Source organism: Olsenella sp. An290 (genome assembly GCF_002159535.1).
Taxonomy (GTDB): Bacteria; Actinomycetota; Coriobacteriia; order Coriobacteriales; family Atopobiaceae; genus Thermophilibacter.
In genome coordinates this window covers 22,372-37,772 of the sequence record NZ_NFIU01000018.1, presented here as the reverse complement: position 1 = coordinate 37,772, position 15,401 = coordinate 22,372, and the positions used below count along the sequence as shown (strand labels likewise).

The following is a 15,401-nucleotide window of genomic DNA, read 5'->3' as shown; positions in this document are numbered from 1 at the left end:
GGGCGGCTTCGGCGGCGGAGGCGGCGGGGGCGCGTTCTAGCGGCGCGTGATCGGTGCCCTTCTCGACGGGAGGCCCGCCCGCCCCGGCTGACGAAAAAAGTTCTTTGACACGAGCGGAGAGTTTGGTATAGTAGTCCGCGCACCAAATGGCTGGGTAGCTCAGTTGGTAGAGCAGGGGACTGAAAATCCCCGTGTCAGGGGTTCGACTCCCTTCCCCGCCACCAGAACTTTCGCAGGTCAGGAAGCAGCTTAGCTTCTTGGCCTGCTTCTTTTTTATGTTAGCAACCGACAACGGCCGACAAGGCCTCGCCCGGCATGCGAGGGTTTTAGGGCGTGCCGTCAGCGCGCCCCGCTAGTAGCGCACCTGGAAGCGACGCTCGTCGGGGACAACCGGGATGTCCTCGCGGTCGGAGATGACGTAGCTGATCGGGCGGTGGCGGTACTCCTCGAGCATCTGCGAGAAGAATGCGCCCACGTGCTCGGGCGTGCCCTGGATCTCTGCCGTCACGGAGCCGTCGAGCTCGTTTCGCACCCAGCCCGTGAGCTCGAGCCGCTTGGCCACGAGCGCGCTCGTCCAGCGAAAGCCCACCCCCTGGACCTGCCCCACAAAGCGCAGCGCCAGGCGGACGGCGCCCTCGGGCGCCTGGTGGCCGGTGGTGTCTTTTCTGCCGAACATGGGACCTCCCGGGGGTAGGTGGGCGGTGGGCGTCAGTGTCGCGGGCCGAGGCGGTCCGCGCCGCGTGTGTGGTCCGCGTGCGTTCGCGCGGCGCGTCGGGGCCCGTTGGTACAATAGTACCCGCGAAACCGCGAGCGCACGCAAGGAGGAACGATGGGCTGCACACGAAGAGAGTTTCTCGCACTGGCCTCCGTGGGGACGGCCGTGGGGCTGAGCGCGTGCACGCCTGCCGAGCGGGCCCCCGAGCCCGCGCCGGAGACCCCGGGCGAGCAGGACCCCTCCGTCGACCTCGAGGAGTTCAAGGGCCTGGCCCTCGACGCCTCCAAGTGGCGCTACGACGAGGACAACGACGTCTACTACCAGCTCGGGCTCACCTACTGCACCAAGCCCGCGACCACGACCTACGAGTCCCTCGCGGTCTTTGTGCCCGGCGCCTACCTCACGGGCGAGAAGAACGGCGACACCTACACCTGCACCGTGAACGAGAAGGCCGTGGTGGGCAGCTTCACCCCCTCCACCGCCCCCGTCCTCATGCCCATCAACACGGGCACGCTCTCCGCCCAGATGAGCCCGACGGCCTACGGCTACACGGGCCTCGCGCCCTACCTCGAGGCCGGCTGCGTCTACGTGTACGCGGGCTTCCGCGGGCGCTCGGCGGGCTACGACACCGCCTCGGGCTCCGACGAGCTCTTCCCGGGCGGCTCCCCGTGGCCGGTCGTGGACCTCAAGGCCGCCATCCGCTACCTGCGCTACAACGCGGCCGTGCTGCCGTGTGACACCGAGCGCGTCTTCGTCTTTGGCTTTGGTGCGGGCGGCGGCGTGAGCGCCGTGCTCGGCTCCTCGGGTGGCGCGGCGGCCTTTGACCCCTACCTCGCCTCCATCGGCGCCGTCACGCACGATGCCGAGGGCAACGCCATCTCCGACGACGTCGCGGGCAGCGCGTCGTGGTGTCCGGTGACCTCCTTCGACACCGCCGACGCGGCATACGAGTGGGCGATGGGCCAGTACGCGTCCGACGCCACGCGCGCCGAGGGCACCTGGACGCGGGCGCTCTCCCAGGGGCTCGCCGCCTCCTTCGGCGCCTGGGTCAACCAGATGGACCTGCGCGACGCCGACGACACCCAGCTCACGCTCGACGAGACGGAGGCCGGCGCCTTTACGATGGGCTCCTACGCCCGCGAGCTCCTGAGCACCATCGACGAGGCCGCCACGAACTTCGTCCAGAACACGAGCTTCCCCTACACCTACACGCCCCAGCGGCTCGACGAGCCCTCCTTCCCCGGCGACCCCAACCTCGCCGCCACCCGCGCATCCGAGGCCGCCACGCAGGGCCTCGCCCCGGCCACGGGCGTCGGCAGCCAGGCCGACGACGGTTCGGGTACGGCCGACGACGGCTCGGGCGCGCCCGCGGGCGACCAGGCCGAGGGCGGCGCGGCCGCTGACGCGCCGGCCGCCGAGGCGGCCTCGGCGCTTGCCGGCGTGGCCCAGGTGCAGTCGACCATCTACGACTCCGCGCAGAACTACTTTGCCGCGCTCAACAGCCAGTCCTCCTCCTGGTGGATCAACTACAACCTCCGCTCCCAGAGCGTCTCCGTCTCGAGCCTGCGCGACTTTGCGCTCAACCTGCGCCCCGCCGAGCTCGCGGCGTCCCCCTTCGACCTCCCGGACCGCAGCTCTCGGACCAACCAGCTCTTTGGCATCGGCGAGGAGTCCACGCTGCACTTCGACGCGATGGTCCGCGACCTCGTCGAGCAGAACGTGGACGCCTACGCCGCCCTCGAGGGATGGGACCCCTCCTTCGAGACGTCCTGGGTCGACGACCTCGAGAAGGTCGACGCGCTCGAGACGGACATGGTCACGCGCGTCGCGCTGATGAACCCCCTCTTCTGGCTGAGCGGCCACTACGAGGGGTACGGGCAGGCCACGGTCGCCCCTCACTGGCGCATCAACGAGGGCCTCTTCGACACCGACACGGCCCCCTGCGGCGCCCTCAACCTCACGCTGGCCCTGCGCAAGTACGATGGGGTCGCAGACGTCGCCTACACGCCCGTCTGGGGCCAGGGCCACGTTCTCGCCGAGCGCTCCGGCACGGCCACCGCCAACCTGCTCGGCTGGGTGACCTCCTGCTGCGCGACGGTGCAGTGACGGCGGCCTCGGGGGCCGGGGCCGGCTCCGCGTCGCTTGCGCCCCGGCAGTCGATCTCCGTCGGCGTGACGCTCTTCTCGATGTTCTTCGGGGCGGGAAACCTCATCCTCCCGCCGCTTCTGGGCGTGCGCGCGGGCGCGGCGAGCGTGCCGGCGGTCCTGGGCTTCTTCGTCACCGGCGTGGGCCTGCCCGTCCTGGGAATCGTGGCCGTGGCGCTCTCGGGGACCCTGCGCGAGCTCGCCGCGCGCGTGCACCCGACGTTTGCCCGCGCCTTCGTTGCCCTGGTCTACCTGGCCATCGGCCCGTGTCTGGCCATCCCGCGCACGGCGTCCACGGCCTTTGAGATGCTGGCGCCGCTGCTTCCCGCCGAGCTCCCCCTCGCCACGGCGCGCCTCGCGTTCTCCGTGGCCTTCTTCGCCCTGGCGTTTGCCCTGGCCCTCCACCCGGGCAGGCTCACGCGCCTGCTCGGCCGCGTGACCGGGCCCGCGCTCATCCTCCTCATCGTGGCCGTGGTGTCGGCCGCGGTGGCGTCGCTTGCCGGCGGCGCGGCGGGGGCCCTCCCGGCACCCGTGGCCCCGTATGACGGCAACGCCGCCGTCCAGGGGTTCCTCACGGGCTACCAGACCATGGACCTGCTCGCCTCGCTTACCTTCGGCCTCGTGATCGCCACCAACGTCCGGGCGCTTGGCGTGAGCGAGCCGTCCGGCGTCATGCGCGAGGTCTGTCGCGCCGGGGTGGTCGCGGGCGCTCTCATGATGGCGGTCTACGGCGGGCTCTGCGCCGTCGGCGTGGAGCTCTCGGGCGAGCTTGCGGACGCCACCAACGGCGCCGTCGTCATCACCGCCTCCGCGACGGCCCACTTTGGGGTCGCGGGCACCGTGGTGGTGGCCGCGATCTTCCTCCTCGCCTGTCTCAACGTCTGCATCGGCCTCATCAGCTGCTGCGGGAGCTACTTCGCCGAGGAGCTTCCCCGCGTGAGCTACCGGGGCTGCGCCCTCGCCTTCGCGCTCTTCTCGTGCGTGGTCTCCAACCTGGGGCTCGACGCCATCATCGCCTTCTCCGCGGCGCTTCTCGGCGCCATGTACCCCGTTGCCATCGTGCTCGTGGCCATGGGGATGCTCCGGCGCGCCTGCGACGCCGTGCCCGCCGTCTGGCCCTGGACCGTCGGCGTGACCGGCACGATCGGCACGCTCGAGGCGCTCGTCTCGGCCGTGGCGCCGCACGCGTGGACGCCCCTCGACCTCCTGCCCCTCTCCGACGTGGGGCTGGGCTGGGTCGTGCCGGCGGTGGTGACCGCGCTCGTCTCGGCCGCGGCGTCGCGGGCCTTGCGCCCGTCTGCCGCCGCGCGATAAGCTCCCCAAGGAAACCGGAAAGAAAGGACTCCCATGAAGCGCTCCGTCAGGCCCGGGCTCACCGCCCTTCTCGGCATCCTCTCCGTCGCCCTCGTGGCGTGCGTCCTCGTCTTTGGGACGGGCTGCTCGCAGGCGGGCCCGGGCAAGACGTCGGGGGAGGAGGGGCAAAAGGACGCCCCTGCCGCCAGCGAGGACGTCGTGAGCTCCGTCGACGCGGACGACCCCTACGCCACGGGCGTCCACCACGCCACGATAGAGGTCGAGGGCTACGGCACCATCGAGGTTGCCCTTAACGCCAACGTGGCGCCCATCACGGTGTCCAACTTCTGCCACCTCGCCGAGGACGGCTTCTACGACGGCCTCACGTTCCACCGCATCATCGAGGGCTTCATGATCCAGGGCGGCGACCCCAACGGCGACGGCACGGGCGGGGCCGAGAGGAACATCCTGGGCGAGTTCTCCGACAACGGCGTCGAGAACAACATCCCCCACGTGCGCGGCACCATCTCCATGGCCCGCTCGAGCGACCCCGACTCCGCGAGCTCCCAGTTCTTCATCATGCAGGAGACCACCTCCTCGCTCGACGGGCAGTACGCCGCCTTCGGAAACGTGACCTCGGGCATGGAGGTCGTGGACGCCATCTGCGAGAACACGCCGGTCGAGGACTCCAACGGGACCGTCGCCCCCGAGAACCAGCCCAAGATCACCAAGGTCACCATCGTCGACTAGCGTCGGCCGGCGCCCGCGCGCTCCTGGGCCTCGGACCGTTCAGGTCCTTCTCGGTTTTGTAAGGAAAACGCAAAAAAATACCGAGAATAGGGGCTGTGCGCAAGTCTCTATCCGCAAACGGCATAAAATGCCCCTTTTTCGTGCTATACTGGCACGAAGTGAAAGGAGCATGCACATGTATGCCATTGGTGACTACATCGTCCACCCGGGTCAGGGCGTTTGCCAGGTGAAGGATGTGACGGACAGTCCCGAGGCCCTCTACCAGCTGCTTCCGGTGGGCCAGCGCCATCCCGTCCACATCAGCTTTCCCGTTGCCAGCGAGGATCGCCTGCGCCCCGTGCTCTCGCGCGACGAGGCCGAGAAGATCATCGACGACTACCCGGCCATGGACGTCGACCCGTACCAGGCGCGCAACGTCTCCCTTGAGGAGGAGCACTTCAGGCAGGAGATCCGCACGGGCTCGTGCCGCGACTCGGTAAGGATCGTGAAGACCTTCCGCGCCCGCATCGCCGGGCTCTCGGAGCGCAACAAGAAGCCGCCCGTCGCCTACGAGCGCATCCTCAAGCAGGCCCGTGAGCGCTCCTGCCTGGAGCTCTCCGTGGCGCTGGGCGTCACGCCGGAGGACGTGGCGGTGCTCTTCCAGCAGCGCATGGGGGAGGATCCCTCGGAGAACTAGCCCTGTTCCCGGTTGCCCTCTGGACCGGGGCCCTTCTCGCCAGATTGCGCGGAAAGCTCGCTTCTAGTCACGGTTTTGCGCCATAAAACGTGACTTTGAGCGAGCTTTCCCGTTGGCGGAAGCGTTACGACTTTGACGCGAATGCATGTGGGTGCTGTGTAGCTCGTGCGGCGGCCCGTAAAATGGGATACCCCTTACACCCGCATCCACGAGGAGGAAGCGCACATGGCAGCAGACGTGCAGGAGACGACCGAGGCCGCCGAGAGCCGCGCCATCATCACTGTCCTGGGCAGCGACCGACCTGGCATCGTCGCCGCCGTCGCAGGTGCGCTCTCCGAGCGTGCGGCCAACATCCTGGACATCTCCCAGACCATCCTGCAGGGCACCTTCACCATGACGATGCTCGTGGACCTGGGCGGGGCCGAGTTCTCCGAGCTGAGGGGCGCCCTTGACGCCCTCGCCGAGAGCCTCGGCGTCCAGATCAACCTCCAGCGCGAGGAGGTCTTCAGGTTCATGTACCGCCTCTAGCGGAAGACGAGCCAGGGGCAGGCCCTCTGGGCAGGCCTGGCTCACGAGAAGAGAGAGGACCTGCCCATGATTAGGATTCCCAAGGGGGTCGGCAAGGCCATTCTCACCCCCCGTGAGACGCCCGCCTTCGAGCATGTCTCGGACGCCTATCCCATGCCCTCCGTGGGGCTGGGGACGCCACCCGTCTCCGACGGGCTCTACCACGGCTTCGAGAACGTCGACGCCGTCGACCCGGAGCTCTACCAGAAGTACGACGTCAAGCGCGGCCTGAGAAACGCCGACGGCTCGGGCGTGCTCGTGGGCCTCACCACGATCTCCAACGTCCACGGCTACAACAAGACCGACCACGGCATCGAGCCCGACGACGGGCGCCTCATCTACCGCGGCTACGGCGTCGACGAGCTCATCAGCGCCGCGCAGGCCGAGGATCGCTTTGGCTACGAGGAGGTCGCCTACCTGCTCATCTCCGGGCGCCTCCCCACCCTCGAGGAGCTCGATGACTTCCGCGCCCGCGTCGACGCGCGCAAGCAGCTGCCCGAGGGCTACCTGGGGCTGTTCCCGCGCGCCACCTACAGCCACAGCATCATGAACGTGCTCCAGCGCGCGACGCTTCTGCTCTACGCCTTCGACCCCACGCCGGACGACACCTCGCCCACCCACGAGGTCGACGTCGCGCTGTCGCTCCTCGGCCGCTGGCCGCGGACGGCCGCCGTGGCGCACGCCGCGCACGTGGCCGAGCAGAACGACGAGCGCCTGCTCGTGCCGCCCATGCGCGAGGGCTACTCCATGGCGGAGACCGTGCTCGACGTCCTGCGCAGCGAGGAGGGCTTCACGCACGAGGAGGCCATGCTGCTCGACGTCATGCTCATCCTGCACGCCGAGCACGGCGGCGGCAACAACTCCACGTTCACCACGCGCGTGCTCTCGTCCTCCGGGACCGACGCCTACTCCGCCTACGCCGCGGCCATCGGCTCCCTCAAGGGCCCCAAGCACGGCGGCGCCAACTTCAAGGCCGGCGACATGATCGAGGACGTCGCCGCGCACGTGCGCAACTGGGACAACGACGACGAGGTGGCGGACTACCTCGGCAAGATCTTGCGCAAGGAGGCCTTTGACCGCGCGGGCCTCCTCTACGGCCTGGGTCATGCCGTCTACACCAAGACCGACCCGCGCGCAGAGATCATCCGCGAGTACGCCCGAAGGCTCGCCGAGCAGAAGGGCCAGGTGGAGAAGCTCGACCTCATTGCGAGCATCGAGCGGCTGGGGCCCCAGGTCATGCGCGACGTCCGCGGCATCACCAAGCCCATCTCCACCAACATCGACATGTACACGGGCTTCGTGTACTCGATGCTCGGCATCCCGCAGGACCTCTTCACGCCGATCTTTGCCATGGCGCGCCTTGCCGGCTGGGCGGCCCACCGCATGGAGGAGCTCTACGGAGCCGGGCGCATCATCCGTCCGGCCTACAACTCCGTCATGCCCAACCCCGACGCCTATATTCCCATCGCCGAGCGCGTCTCGTGACAGATGGCCCCGTCGCCTCTGTCAGAGACAGGGGTGACGGGGCAGCGTGCCAGAAAAAAGGGCGCCGTGGCAGCTCGGTCTGCCACGGCGCCCTTGTCGGTACGGAGGGGGTGCTAGCGGTCCGTTCCCTCCTCCTCGGGCTCTTCCTCCTCGTCGTCCACGAGGAGCGGCTTGAAGCTCGCGGTGTCGCCGCCCACGACGCTCTGGTTGGCCTCTTGGACGGAGCGCTCGCGGTCCTCGCGCATGCGCACGGAGAAGATGTCCTCCTCGTCCTCCGAGTCCGGCGACCCCTCCGTCGCGGTCTCGCCGCTCGCGACGGCGCGGCGCTCGGCGTCGAGCGAGATGCGGGTGAGCTTGTGCTGGCGCTTGGTCTTGGAGAACAGGGGCACGTACTCGAAGAGCAGGCTCGAGTTCTCGAGGCCGTACCAGCGCGCGGGCGAGCCGCAGAGGCTGCGGATGAAGTACTTGAGCTCCATGCACCGGCGGTTGAGGCCGGAGATCTCGGTCTCGGGGGAGAGGGTCTTGCGGATGAGGCAGAAGCGGAAGTCGCCGACCACGCTCGGCTCGCGGTAGATCGAGTACTTGTGGTTCTGCGGCGCGATCTGCCCGCACTCCACCAGGTTGGCGACGATCTGGTAGAGGTAGGTGTTCACGCGCTGGTTGACCTTGAAGCCCAGGCGCAGCTGGATCTTGAAGAGGAAGTCCGTGCCAAAGTCGTCGACGAGGTACTCGTGCGTGAAGGGCTCGTCGGTGACCTGGACGTTGAGGAAGTAGTAGGCCTTGGCGCGCTTGGGCTGCTTGTCGAGGATCGAGTAGAGGATGTCACGGTCGAGCTTGTCGAAGGACGAGTCGTTGGTGAGGAAGACCAGGTTGTCGGCAAGCAGCGGGTAGGACTCGTCGTGGCTGAGGTCGAAGATCTGGTCGAGGTACTTGCTCACGGGCAGGAACATGGTCTGCGTGCGCTCGATGGCCGTGCCGCGGCGCCAGACATACATGACGAGGAAGATGGCCGCCGCAATGATCACGGTCACGTAGCCGCCGTGGAAGAACTTCGTGAGGCTCGAGAAGAAGAACATGAGCTCGATGGCGCCAAAGAAGACCGCAAACGGGATGGCGAGCGGCAGGCGCCTGCGGACGCGGGACAGATAGGTGAACAGCAGCACCGTGGTCATGAGCATGGTCACCGTGATGGCCAAGCCGTAGGCCGCCTCCATGTGCGCCGAGGTCTGGAAGAACAGCACCACGCAGCAGCAGGCGACCCACATGACGTTGTTGACCATGGGGATGTAGATCTGCCCCTTGGTCTCGGAGGGGTAGTTGATCTTCATGTGCGGCATGAGGTCAAGGCGCACGGCCTCGGAGACGATCGAGAAGGACCCCGTGATGAGCGCCTGGGAGGCGATGATGGCCGCAAAGGTGGAGAGCACGATGGCAAAGACGCGGAAGGCCTCGGGCAGCATCTGGAAGAACGGGTTGAGGTCAGGGATGGCCATGAGGTCGGCCGACCCGTTGCTCGCGAGGATCCACGCGCCCTGGCCCAGGTAGTTGAGGATGAGGCAGACCTTTACGAAGGGCCAGCTCACGTAGATGTTCGACTTGCCCACGTGGCCCATGTCCGAGTAGAGGGCCTCGGCGCCCGTGGTGCAGAGGAAGACGTTGCCGAGCACCATGACGCCGGCCGCGTTGAGGTTGCCGTCAAAGAGGAAGGTGATGCCGCGGACGGGGTTGAGGGCGCGCAGCACGCCGAAGTTCTCGAAGATGTGCGGAAGGCCCGCCACGGCGAGAAAGAGGAACCACAGCGTCATGATGGGGCCGAAGGCCTTGCCGATCTTGGAGGTTCCCACCTTCTGCAGGAAGAAGAGGACGCAGAGGATGCAGATGACCACGGCGACGACGATCTTCTGGTTGTCACCGATGATCTGATAGAAGAAGTCGACCGTTCGGAGGCCCTCGATGGCGGTGGTGACGGTCACGGCCGGGGTGAGGATGCCGTCGGCCAGAAGCGCCGCGCCGCCGATCATGGCCGGGATGATGAGCCAGCGGCCGCAGCGCTTGACGAGGCTGTAGAGCGCAAAGATGCCACCCTCGTTGTGGTTGTCCGCCTTCATGGCCACGAGCACGTACTTGACCGTGGTGATGAGCGTGAGCGTCCAGATGATGAGGGAGAGCGCGCCCAGGACGACGTCCTCGGACATGGTGGCAAGCCCGCCGTTGCCGGCGATGATCGCCTTCAGGGTGTACATCGGGCTCGTTCCGATGTCGCCGTAGACCACGCCCAGCGTGACCAAGAGCATGGCGGCGGAAAGGGGGATTCCGGCGCTCTTTGCCCGTTGGTGGGCGACTGCCGGGGCGGCGGGGTGGCTGCGTTCGTTCATGGAGGCTCCTGGGACAATGTTTGCGTTCGGACCACACGGCGAGACCGTGTCGCACAAGTGTAACGCTTGTGTCGGGCGCAGGGCCGACCGAAGCGGGGCTAGAATGGCCCTGACGGAGCGCTTACGAGGAAGGAGAGGCTTATGGCGGACGAGAAGAACGAGGGCGCGGTCACGGCCCCCGCGACCCAGGGCGCGGTCAGGGGCACCTATGCGAGCGTGCCGGCGGACCGGGCGACGGACGTCCCCGCGCCGGCGTCGGCGCGCCTTGCGTGGACGGACGGGGAGCGCACGATCGACTACGAGGCGACGGCCGCCCATCTTGAGGTGCGCGACGACGCGGGGGTCCTTCTGGGAAGGATGTTCTCGCTCTCCTACGTGGCGGTTGACGGGGAGGGCCGTGCGGACGCGTCCCGGCCCGTGACCTTTGCCTACAACGGCGGACCGGGGTCGTGCTCGGTGCCCGTCAACTTTGGCGGCATCGGCCCCAGGCGCGTGGCCACCGACGGCGTCTCCCACGTGCGCGCCGACGCGCCCGTCGAGGACAACCCCCACACGCTGCTCGTCGAGTCCGACGTGGTGTTCCTGGACGCGCTCGGCACCGGCTGGTCGGTCCTTGCCGAGGACGCCGACCCCAAGAAGATCTTCTGCACCGACGGCGACGCCGACGCCTTCGCGAGGGCCATCTGCGCGTGGCTCACGGAGAACGGCCGCTGGTCGAGCCCGCTCTACCTCTTCGGCGAGTCCTACGGCACCGTGCGCAACGCCGTCCTCATGCGCCTGCTCGCAGAGCGCGGCGTCCAGCTGACGGGCGTGGTCATGCTCTCGGCGGTCTTCAACATCGCCGGGCTCCTCAATCCGGGCGACGACCTCTACTACCTGGGCATGATGCCCACCTTTGCCGCCACGGCGCAGTTCTTCGGCAAGGCGGGCGCCGGCGTGGGCGAGGACGAGTGGTTCGAGCGCGCGCTCGCCTTCGCGGAGGACGAGCTGGCGCCGGCGCTCCTGCGCGGCGACCGGCTCGACGAGGCGCGCGAGCGCGCCGTGGCCGAGCGGATGGCCACCTTCGTCGGTCTTCCGGCCGAGCACATCCTGGCGCGCCACCTGCGGGTCGACCTGCTTGACTTCCGCACGCACCTGCTCGCGGCGGAGGGGCGCGTGTGCGGGCGCCTTGACACGCGCTTCTCGTCCGACGCCCCCTCGCCCATGCAGGGCTATGACACCTGGATCGCGGGCGAGGACGCGGCCGACGACGCCGTCGAGGGGCCGTGGGTGCGCGCCTTCCGGCGCTTCTGCGCCGACGAGCTGGGCTTCCATGGCCCGGCGCGCTATCTCTCCAACAACTACGAGAAGGTCAACGCGGGGTGGGACTGGAGCCACGAGGAGCCGGGGCTCGGCCGGGTGGCCACGCCCAACGTCTCTCTGGACGTGGCCGTGGCGCTCAGGCGCAACCCCACGCTCAAGCTCGCCATCCTCGGCGGCCGCTACGACGCTGCCACCACGTGGTGGAACGTCGTGCATGACATGAGCTGCCAGTTCCTCTCGCCGGCGCTCAAGAGCCGCGTGAGCTGGCACCTCTACGGCTGCGGTCACATGTCCTACGTGGACGAGCCCACGCTCGAGGCGATGGGCCGCGACCTCCACGCGTTCTACGAGAAGCGCTAGGCCGTAAGGTCTGCCGCGCCCGTCCGGCGGCTTCCGGCATGGGTCGCGACGATGCCGCTCGAGGTTCTTCTCGCCCGGCGCATCAAATCTGGCTGCGGATTTCTGGCACTTTCAAGCCCATTTTCGGACCGAAAAGTGCCAAAACTCCGCGGCCAGATTTGATATGGCGAGAAGCGCGGGGCGAGAAGGACGTCACTTCAGCCCATACGCCTCAACCGGCACGAGCTCGCTCTGCGGCCCCGCGGGAATGGCGATGAGCGGCTTGTGGTCGCGGGGCACGCCGAAGGTCTCCAAGAGCCGGTCGAGGTAGGCGATGTCGGCCGCCTCCTCGGGCGAGAACCGCACGATGCGTGGGCGGTCGATGGTGATGCGCGACTCCCGGCGCCGCTCCCGACGCATTGCGGTGGCGGGGGAGCCGCCGCTCATGAGCGGGTTTACGTACTTCTCCCCGCCGTCGAGCTCGCCGATGATGATCGTCCCGTCCGGAAGGGTCCAGCAGTAGTCGACGTAGTACGTCCTGCCTGGACTCATGGGGTCGGCAAAGGGAACCTGCAGGCTGGGCCTTGCGAACCCAAGCTCGAACATGGTCGCCCGCGCGATGGACTCCATCCCGTTCTCGGGCCGCGGGTCGGCGAATTGTGCCGTCCGGAGCGCTTGCTCGATGCCAAGGTAGCCCCCGCGCATGTCTCGCACGTAGGTGCAGAGGGCATCGCCTGTGGTTAGTCCGAGGTGCAGTGCCGAGTCGGCGACTGCTAGGCCCTCGCGAAACCCCAGGTGGCGCATGCAGTCGAACACGGTCCTCAGAAGCGGCGTGACCTGTACCTCGAACGAGGTGACGGGGGTCTCCCCGCGCACGTAGCGTCGCACTATGCCGCTCGCCCGCACCCTTCTCCCTTCCGAGGTGCCAACGACCTCGATCTTCCCCTGAGCTCCCCATGAGACTGAGAGGCCGTGCATGACGGCGGCCGTTGTCCCGCAGAACACCCAGTCGGGGTGCAGCTTCTGGAGGCCGTGCGCGATGAAGATGGTTCGCATCGTGGGGTTGAGGCTGTGCCACAGGTCGGCGCGGGCGTAGAGGCGTGGGAGGGGAGAGACGAGCTCCCCGTTCTGCACGCGCCGCTCAAGCAGCCTGTGCAGGTGCCCGGGATGCGACTCGAGGCACGCCCAGCGACGCTCCGCCTCCCGGAGGAAGATGTCGACCTCTCGGTCTCCCATTTTGCTCATATTACCTCCTAAGTATAGTTACGTAATCTTATATATTACTGACGACGTCCTGTGTATAAAATCTGGCTGCGGGTTTTTGGCACTTTTCGGTCCGAAAAGGGGCGGAAAAGTGCCAAAAACCCGCAGCCAGATTTGATGTGGTCCGCGCCGCCGCAGCGGGAGGGGCGAGTTCATGGGAGAATGGGCAGGAATGCTGGCAACGGGCGAAGGGTGACCCGATGGAGTTTGTTGCAACGTGTCCCAAGGGGTTCGAGCGGCTGCTGGCCGATGAGCTGATCGCGCTCGGGGAGCCGCAGGTGCGACCCCTCTCGGGCCAGGTCTCGTTTGGCGGGGAGCTGCGGGACGCGTACCGCGCGTGCCTGTGGTCGCGCCTCGCCTCGCGCGTTCTTCTCGTCCTCTCCCGCATCGACGCGCACGACTCCGATGCGCTCTACGAGGGCGTCTCTGCCATTGCCTGGGGAGACCACCTTGCGCCCGGCGCCAGCTTTGCGGTGGACGCCCACGGTACGAACGACCAGCTCAGAAACACGCAGTTCGTGGCCTTGCGGACCAAGGACGCGATCGTCGACCGGCTCCTGCGCGAGCGCGGGTCGCGGCCGATGGTCAACGCGGCGTGGCCGGACGTGACCGTGGGCGTGCGTCTCTCCGGGCGGCGCGCGACGGTCTCGCTTGACCTCTCGGGCGGGCCGCTCTTCCAGCGCGGCTACGACTCGCGCACGTCCGCGCACATCCCGCCGCTGCGTCCCGACTACGCGGCCGCGCTCCTCATGCTGGGAGGCTGGCAGCGTGCCGTGGATGGCGACGGCCCCCTGCTCGTCGCGCTCTGGGCAGGGCAGGGCAGCGTGCTTGCCGAGGCGGCGGGCATGGCCCTTGACCGTGCGCCCGGCCTCCTGCGCTCCCGCTGGGGCTTCGCCGGCTGGGCGGGGCATGACGCCGGGGCCTGGGACGAGCTCCTTGACGAGGCCGACGCTCGTGCCGAGGCCGCTTCCGGCCGTACCTGCCACCTTGTGGTCGCGGACGATAGGCGCGGGGCCGAGGCCGCGTGTCGCCAGGCCCTGCGCGCGGCCGGCCTGCCGTGCGTGCCCGAGTGCCTTGCTGCCACCGGCGCGCTCGAGCGCGCCGCCGCGGCGCCGAGCGCGCTCGTGACCTGCGACCTCTCCTGGGTTGGCGAGGACGCCCCCGCCACCGAGGCCGCCGCGCTCTCGGCCGTCGCGGAGGCCTCGGGCCTGCGGGTCGCGGCGCTCTGCCGCGGCTCCGCCCTCGACGCCGCCCTGCGCTCCGAGCCCGCCTCCTGCGTTGACGTCATCGTGGGCCGTGACCCCGCGCGCCTCTGTCGCTTCGAATCCGCCCCGGCCGCGCCGCCCGCCCCGACGGTGACGCTTCCCGGGGGCGTGCGCGTGCCGGTGCTCGTGTCCGCCTCCGACCAGTTTGCGGCCCGGCTCTCCAAGGTCGTCCGTCTCCGCGCCAAGTGGGCTCGCCGCGAGGATGTCTCCTGCTACCGCGTCTATGACGCCGACCTGCCCGACTACGCCGTCGCGATCGAGCTCTACGAGGGCTCGGAGACCCCGGGCCGCTGGCTCACGGTCTCCGAGTACGCCGCTCCGCGCGGGGTCGACGCCGACCTTGCGCGGCGCCGCCTGCTCGACGTGCTGGCAATCGCCCCGCGCGTGCTCGGCGTGGCGCCCGCCGACGTGAGCGTGCGCGTGAGGACCCGCTCGCGCGGCGGGTCGCAGTACGCCGACGAGGCACGCGCCCCGGAGCGCCCGCGGCCCGGGCGTTCTTCTCGCCGAGAGGGTCGCGTGGAGCTTCCGGCGGGCTCGCACCTGGTGGACGAGGGCGGCCTCACCTTTGAGGTCAACTTTGACGCTCGCCACGACTGCGGCATCTTCCTCGACCACCGGGACACCCGCGCGCGCATCCGCGAGATGATGAAGCAGACCAAGGGCTCCAAGAGGTTCCTCAACCTCTTTGCCTACACGGGGACGGCGACGGTCTACGCGGCGGACGGCGGCGCCAAGCACACGACGACCGTGGACCTCTCGCGCCCCTCCCTGGACTGGGCCCGGCGCAACATGGCGCGCAACGGCTTTGTGGGGCCGCAGCACGAGTTCGTGCCGGCCGACGTGCTCTCATGGGTGACGGAGCAGCGTCACACGCGCAATCGCTGGGACCTCATCTTCTGCGACGTGCCCACGTTCTCCAACTCCGCGCGGATGCGCAGGGCCTCCTTCGACGTGCAGCGCGACCACGCCGAGCTCATCATCGGCGTCTCGCGCCTGCTCACGAGGGAGGGAAGGGCCATCTTCTCCTGCAACCTGCGCGGCTTCAAGCCGGACGTGGAGAAGCTCGTGCGTGCCGGCGTGCGGCTCGTGGACATCACGGACGAGACCATCCCGGAGGACTTCGCGCGCAACCGGAAGATCCACCATGCCTACGTGGTGACGCGCGGGTAGGGTTGCCGACGCGGCCGAATGGGGGCCTCAGGTGGGGCCCGATCGGGCGGGAGGCTC

The 15,401-nt window shown here is 68.5% G+C and carries 11 protein-coding genes and 1 tRNA gene; 9 read left to right on the top strand and 3 right to left on the bottom strand.

The window, feature by feature from the left end; genetic code table 11:
- The first annotated feature begins 148 nt into the window (after positions 1 to 148).
- A tRNA-Phe gene (locus B5F84_RS08485) sits at positions 149 to 224 on the top strand.
- A 128-nt stretch (positions 225 to 352) separates the two neighbouring features.
- Here the strand turns inward: B5F84_RS08485 and B5F84_RS08480 are convergent.
- Positions 353 to 676 carry an acylphosphatase gene (locus tag B5F84_RS08480; RefSeq protein ID WP_087322820.1) on the bottom strand — a complete coding sequence of 108 codons (324 nt, stop codon included), beginning with the start codon at positions 674 to 676 and terminating at the stop codon, positions 353 to 355.
- Positions 677 to 829: 153 nt separating this feature from the next.
- Between B5F84_RS08480 and B5F84_RS08475 the strand changes: the two genes are divergently transcribed.
- From B5F84_RS08475 to B5F84_RS08450, 6 genes are all read left to right on the top strand, one after another.
- Positions 830 to 2,821 carry a subtype A tannase gene (locus B5F84_RS08475; RefSeq protein WP_087322817.1) on the top strand — a complete coding sequence of 664 codons (1,992 nt, stop codon included), beginning with the start codon at positions 830 to 832 and terminating at the stop codon, positions 2,819 to 2,821.
- A complete protein-coding gene (brnQ, locus tag B5F84_RS08470) occupies positions 2,818 to 4,173 on the top strand; it encodes a branched-chain amino acid transport system II carrier protein (RefSeq protein WP_255375244.1) in 1,356 nt (451 codons plus the stop codon). Before B5F84_RS08475 ends, brnQ begins: the two co-directional genes overlap by 4 nt.
- A gap of 33 nt (positions 4,174 to 4,206) precedes the next feature.
- Positions 4,207 to 4,902 carry a peptidylprolyl isomerase gene (locus B5F84_RS08465; RefSeq protein ID WP_087322814.1) on the top strand — a complete coding sequence of 232 codons (696 nt, stop codon included), beginning with the start codon at positions 4,207 to 4,209 and terminating at the stop codon, positions 4,900 to 4,902.
- 175 nt (positions 4,903 to 5,077) lie between these two features.
- Positions 5,078 to 5,578 carry a CarD family transcriptional regulator gene (locus B5F84_RS08460; protein ID WP_087322813.1) on the top strand — a complete coding sequence of 167 codons (501 nt, stop codon included), beginning with the start codon at positions 5,078 to 5,080 and terminating at the stop codon, positions 5,576 to 5,578.
- Positions 5,579 to 5,803: 225 nt separating this feature from the next.
- Positions 5,804 to 6,106 carry an ACT domain-containing protein gene (locus tag B5F84_RS08455; RefSeq protein WP_087322810.1) on the top strand — a complete coding sequence of 101 codons (303 nt, stop codon included), beginning with the start codon at positions 5,804 to 5,806 and terminating at the stop codon, positions 6,104 to 6,106.
- 66 nt (positions 6,107 to 6,172) lie between these two features.
- Positions 6,173 to 7,630 (top strand): citrate synthase, encoded by a 1,458-nt coding sequence (locus B5F84_RS08450; protein WP_204205545.1) that lies wholly within the window; start codon positions 6,173 to 6,175, stop codon positions 7,628 to 7,630.
- A 113-nt stretch (positions 7,631 to 7,743) separates the two neighbouring features.
- Here the strand turns inward: B5F84_RS08450 and B5F84_RS08445 are convergent, their stop codons facing one another.
- Complete coding sequence (locus B5F84_RS08445; RefSeq protein ID WP_087322807.1) at positions 7,744 to 10,005, bottom strand: KUP/HAK/KT family potassium transporter; 2,262 nt, start codon at positions 10,003 to 10,005, stop codon at positions 7,744 to 7,746.
- Positions 10,006 to 10,146: 141 nt separating this feature from the next.
- On the opposite strand from B5F84_RS08445, the gene B5F84_RS08440 reads away from it, so the two are divergent.
- Complete coding sequence (locus B5F84_RS08440) at positions 10,147 to 11,667, top strand: peptidase S10 (RefSeq protein ID WP_087322802.1); 1,521 nt, start codon at positions 10,147 to 10,149, stop codon at positions 11,665 to 11,667.
- 192 nt (positions 11,668 to 11,859) lie between these two features.
- Here B5F84_RS08440 and B5F84_RS08435 read toward each other — a convergent pair whose 3' ends face one another.
- Positions 11,860 to 12,891 (bottom strand): hypothetical protein, encoded by a 1,032-nt coding sequence (locus B5F84_RS08435; RefSeq protein WP_087322796.1) that lies wholly within the window; start codon positions 12,889 to 12,891, stop codon positions 11,860 to 11,862.
- A 218-nt stretch (positions 12,892 to 13,109) separates the two neighbouring features.
- Between B5F84_RS08435 and rlmKL the strand changes: the two genes are divergently transcribed.
- Entirely contained in the window at positions 13,110 to 15,344 is a 2,235-nt protein-coding gene (gene rlmKL, locus B5F84_RS08430) for a bifunctional 23S rRNA (guanine(2069)-N(7))-methyltransferase RlmK/23S rRNA (guanine(2445)-N(2))-methyltransferase RlmL (RefSeq protein ID WP_087322793.1), read from the top strand.
- Positions 15,345 to 15,401: the final 57 nt, after the last annotated feature.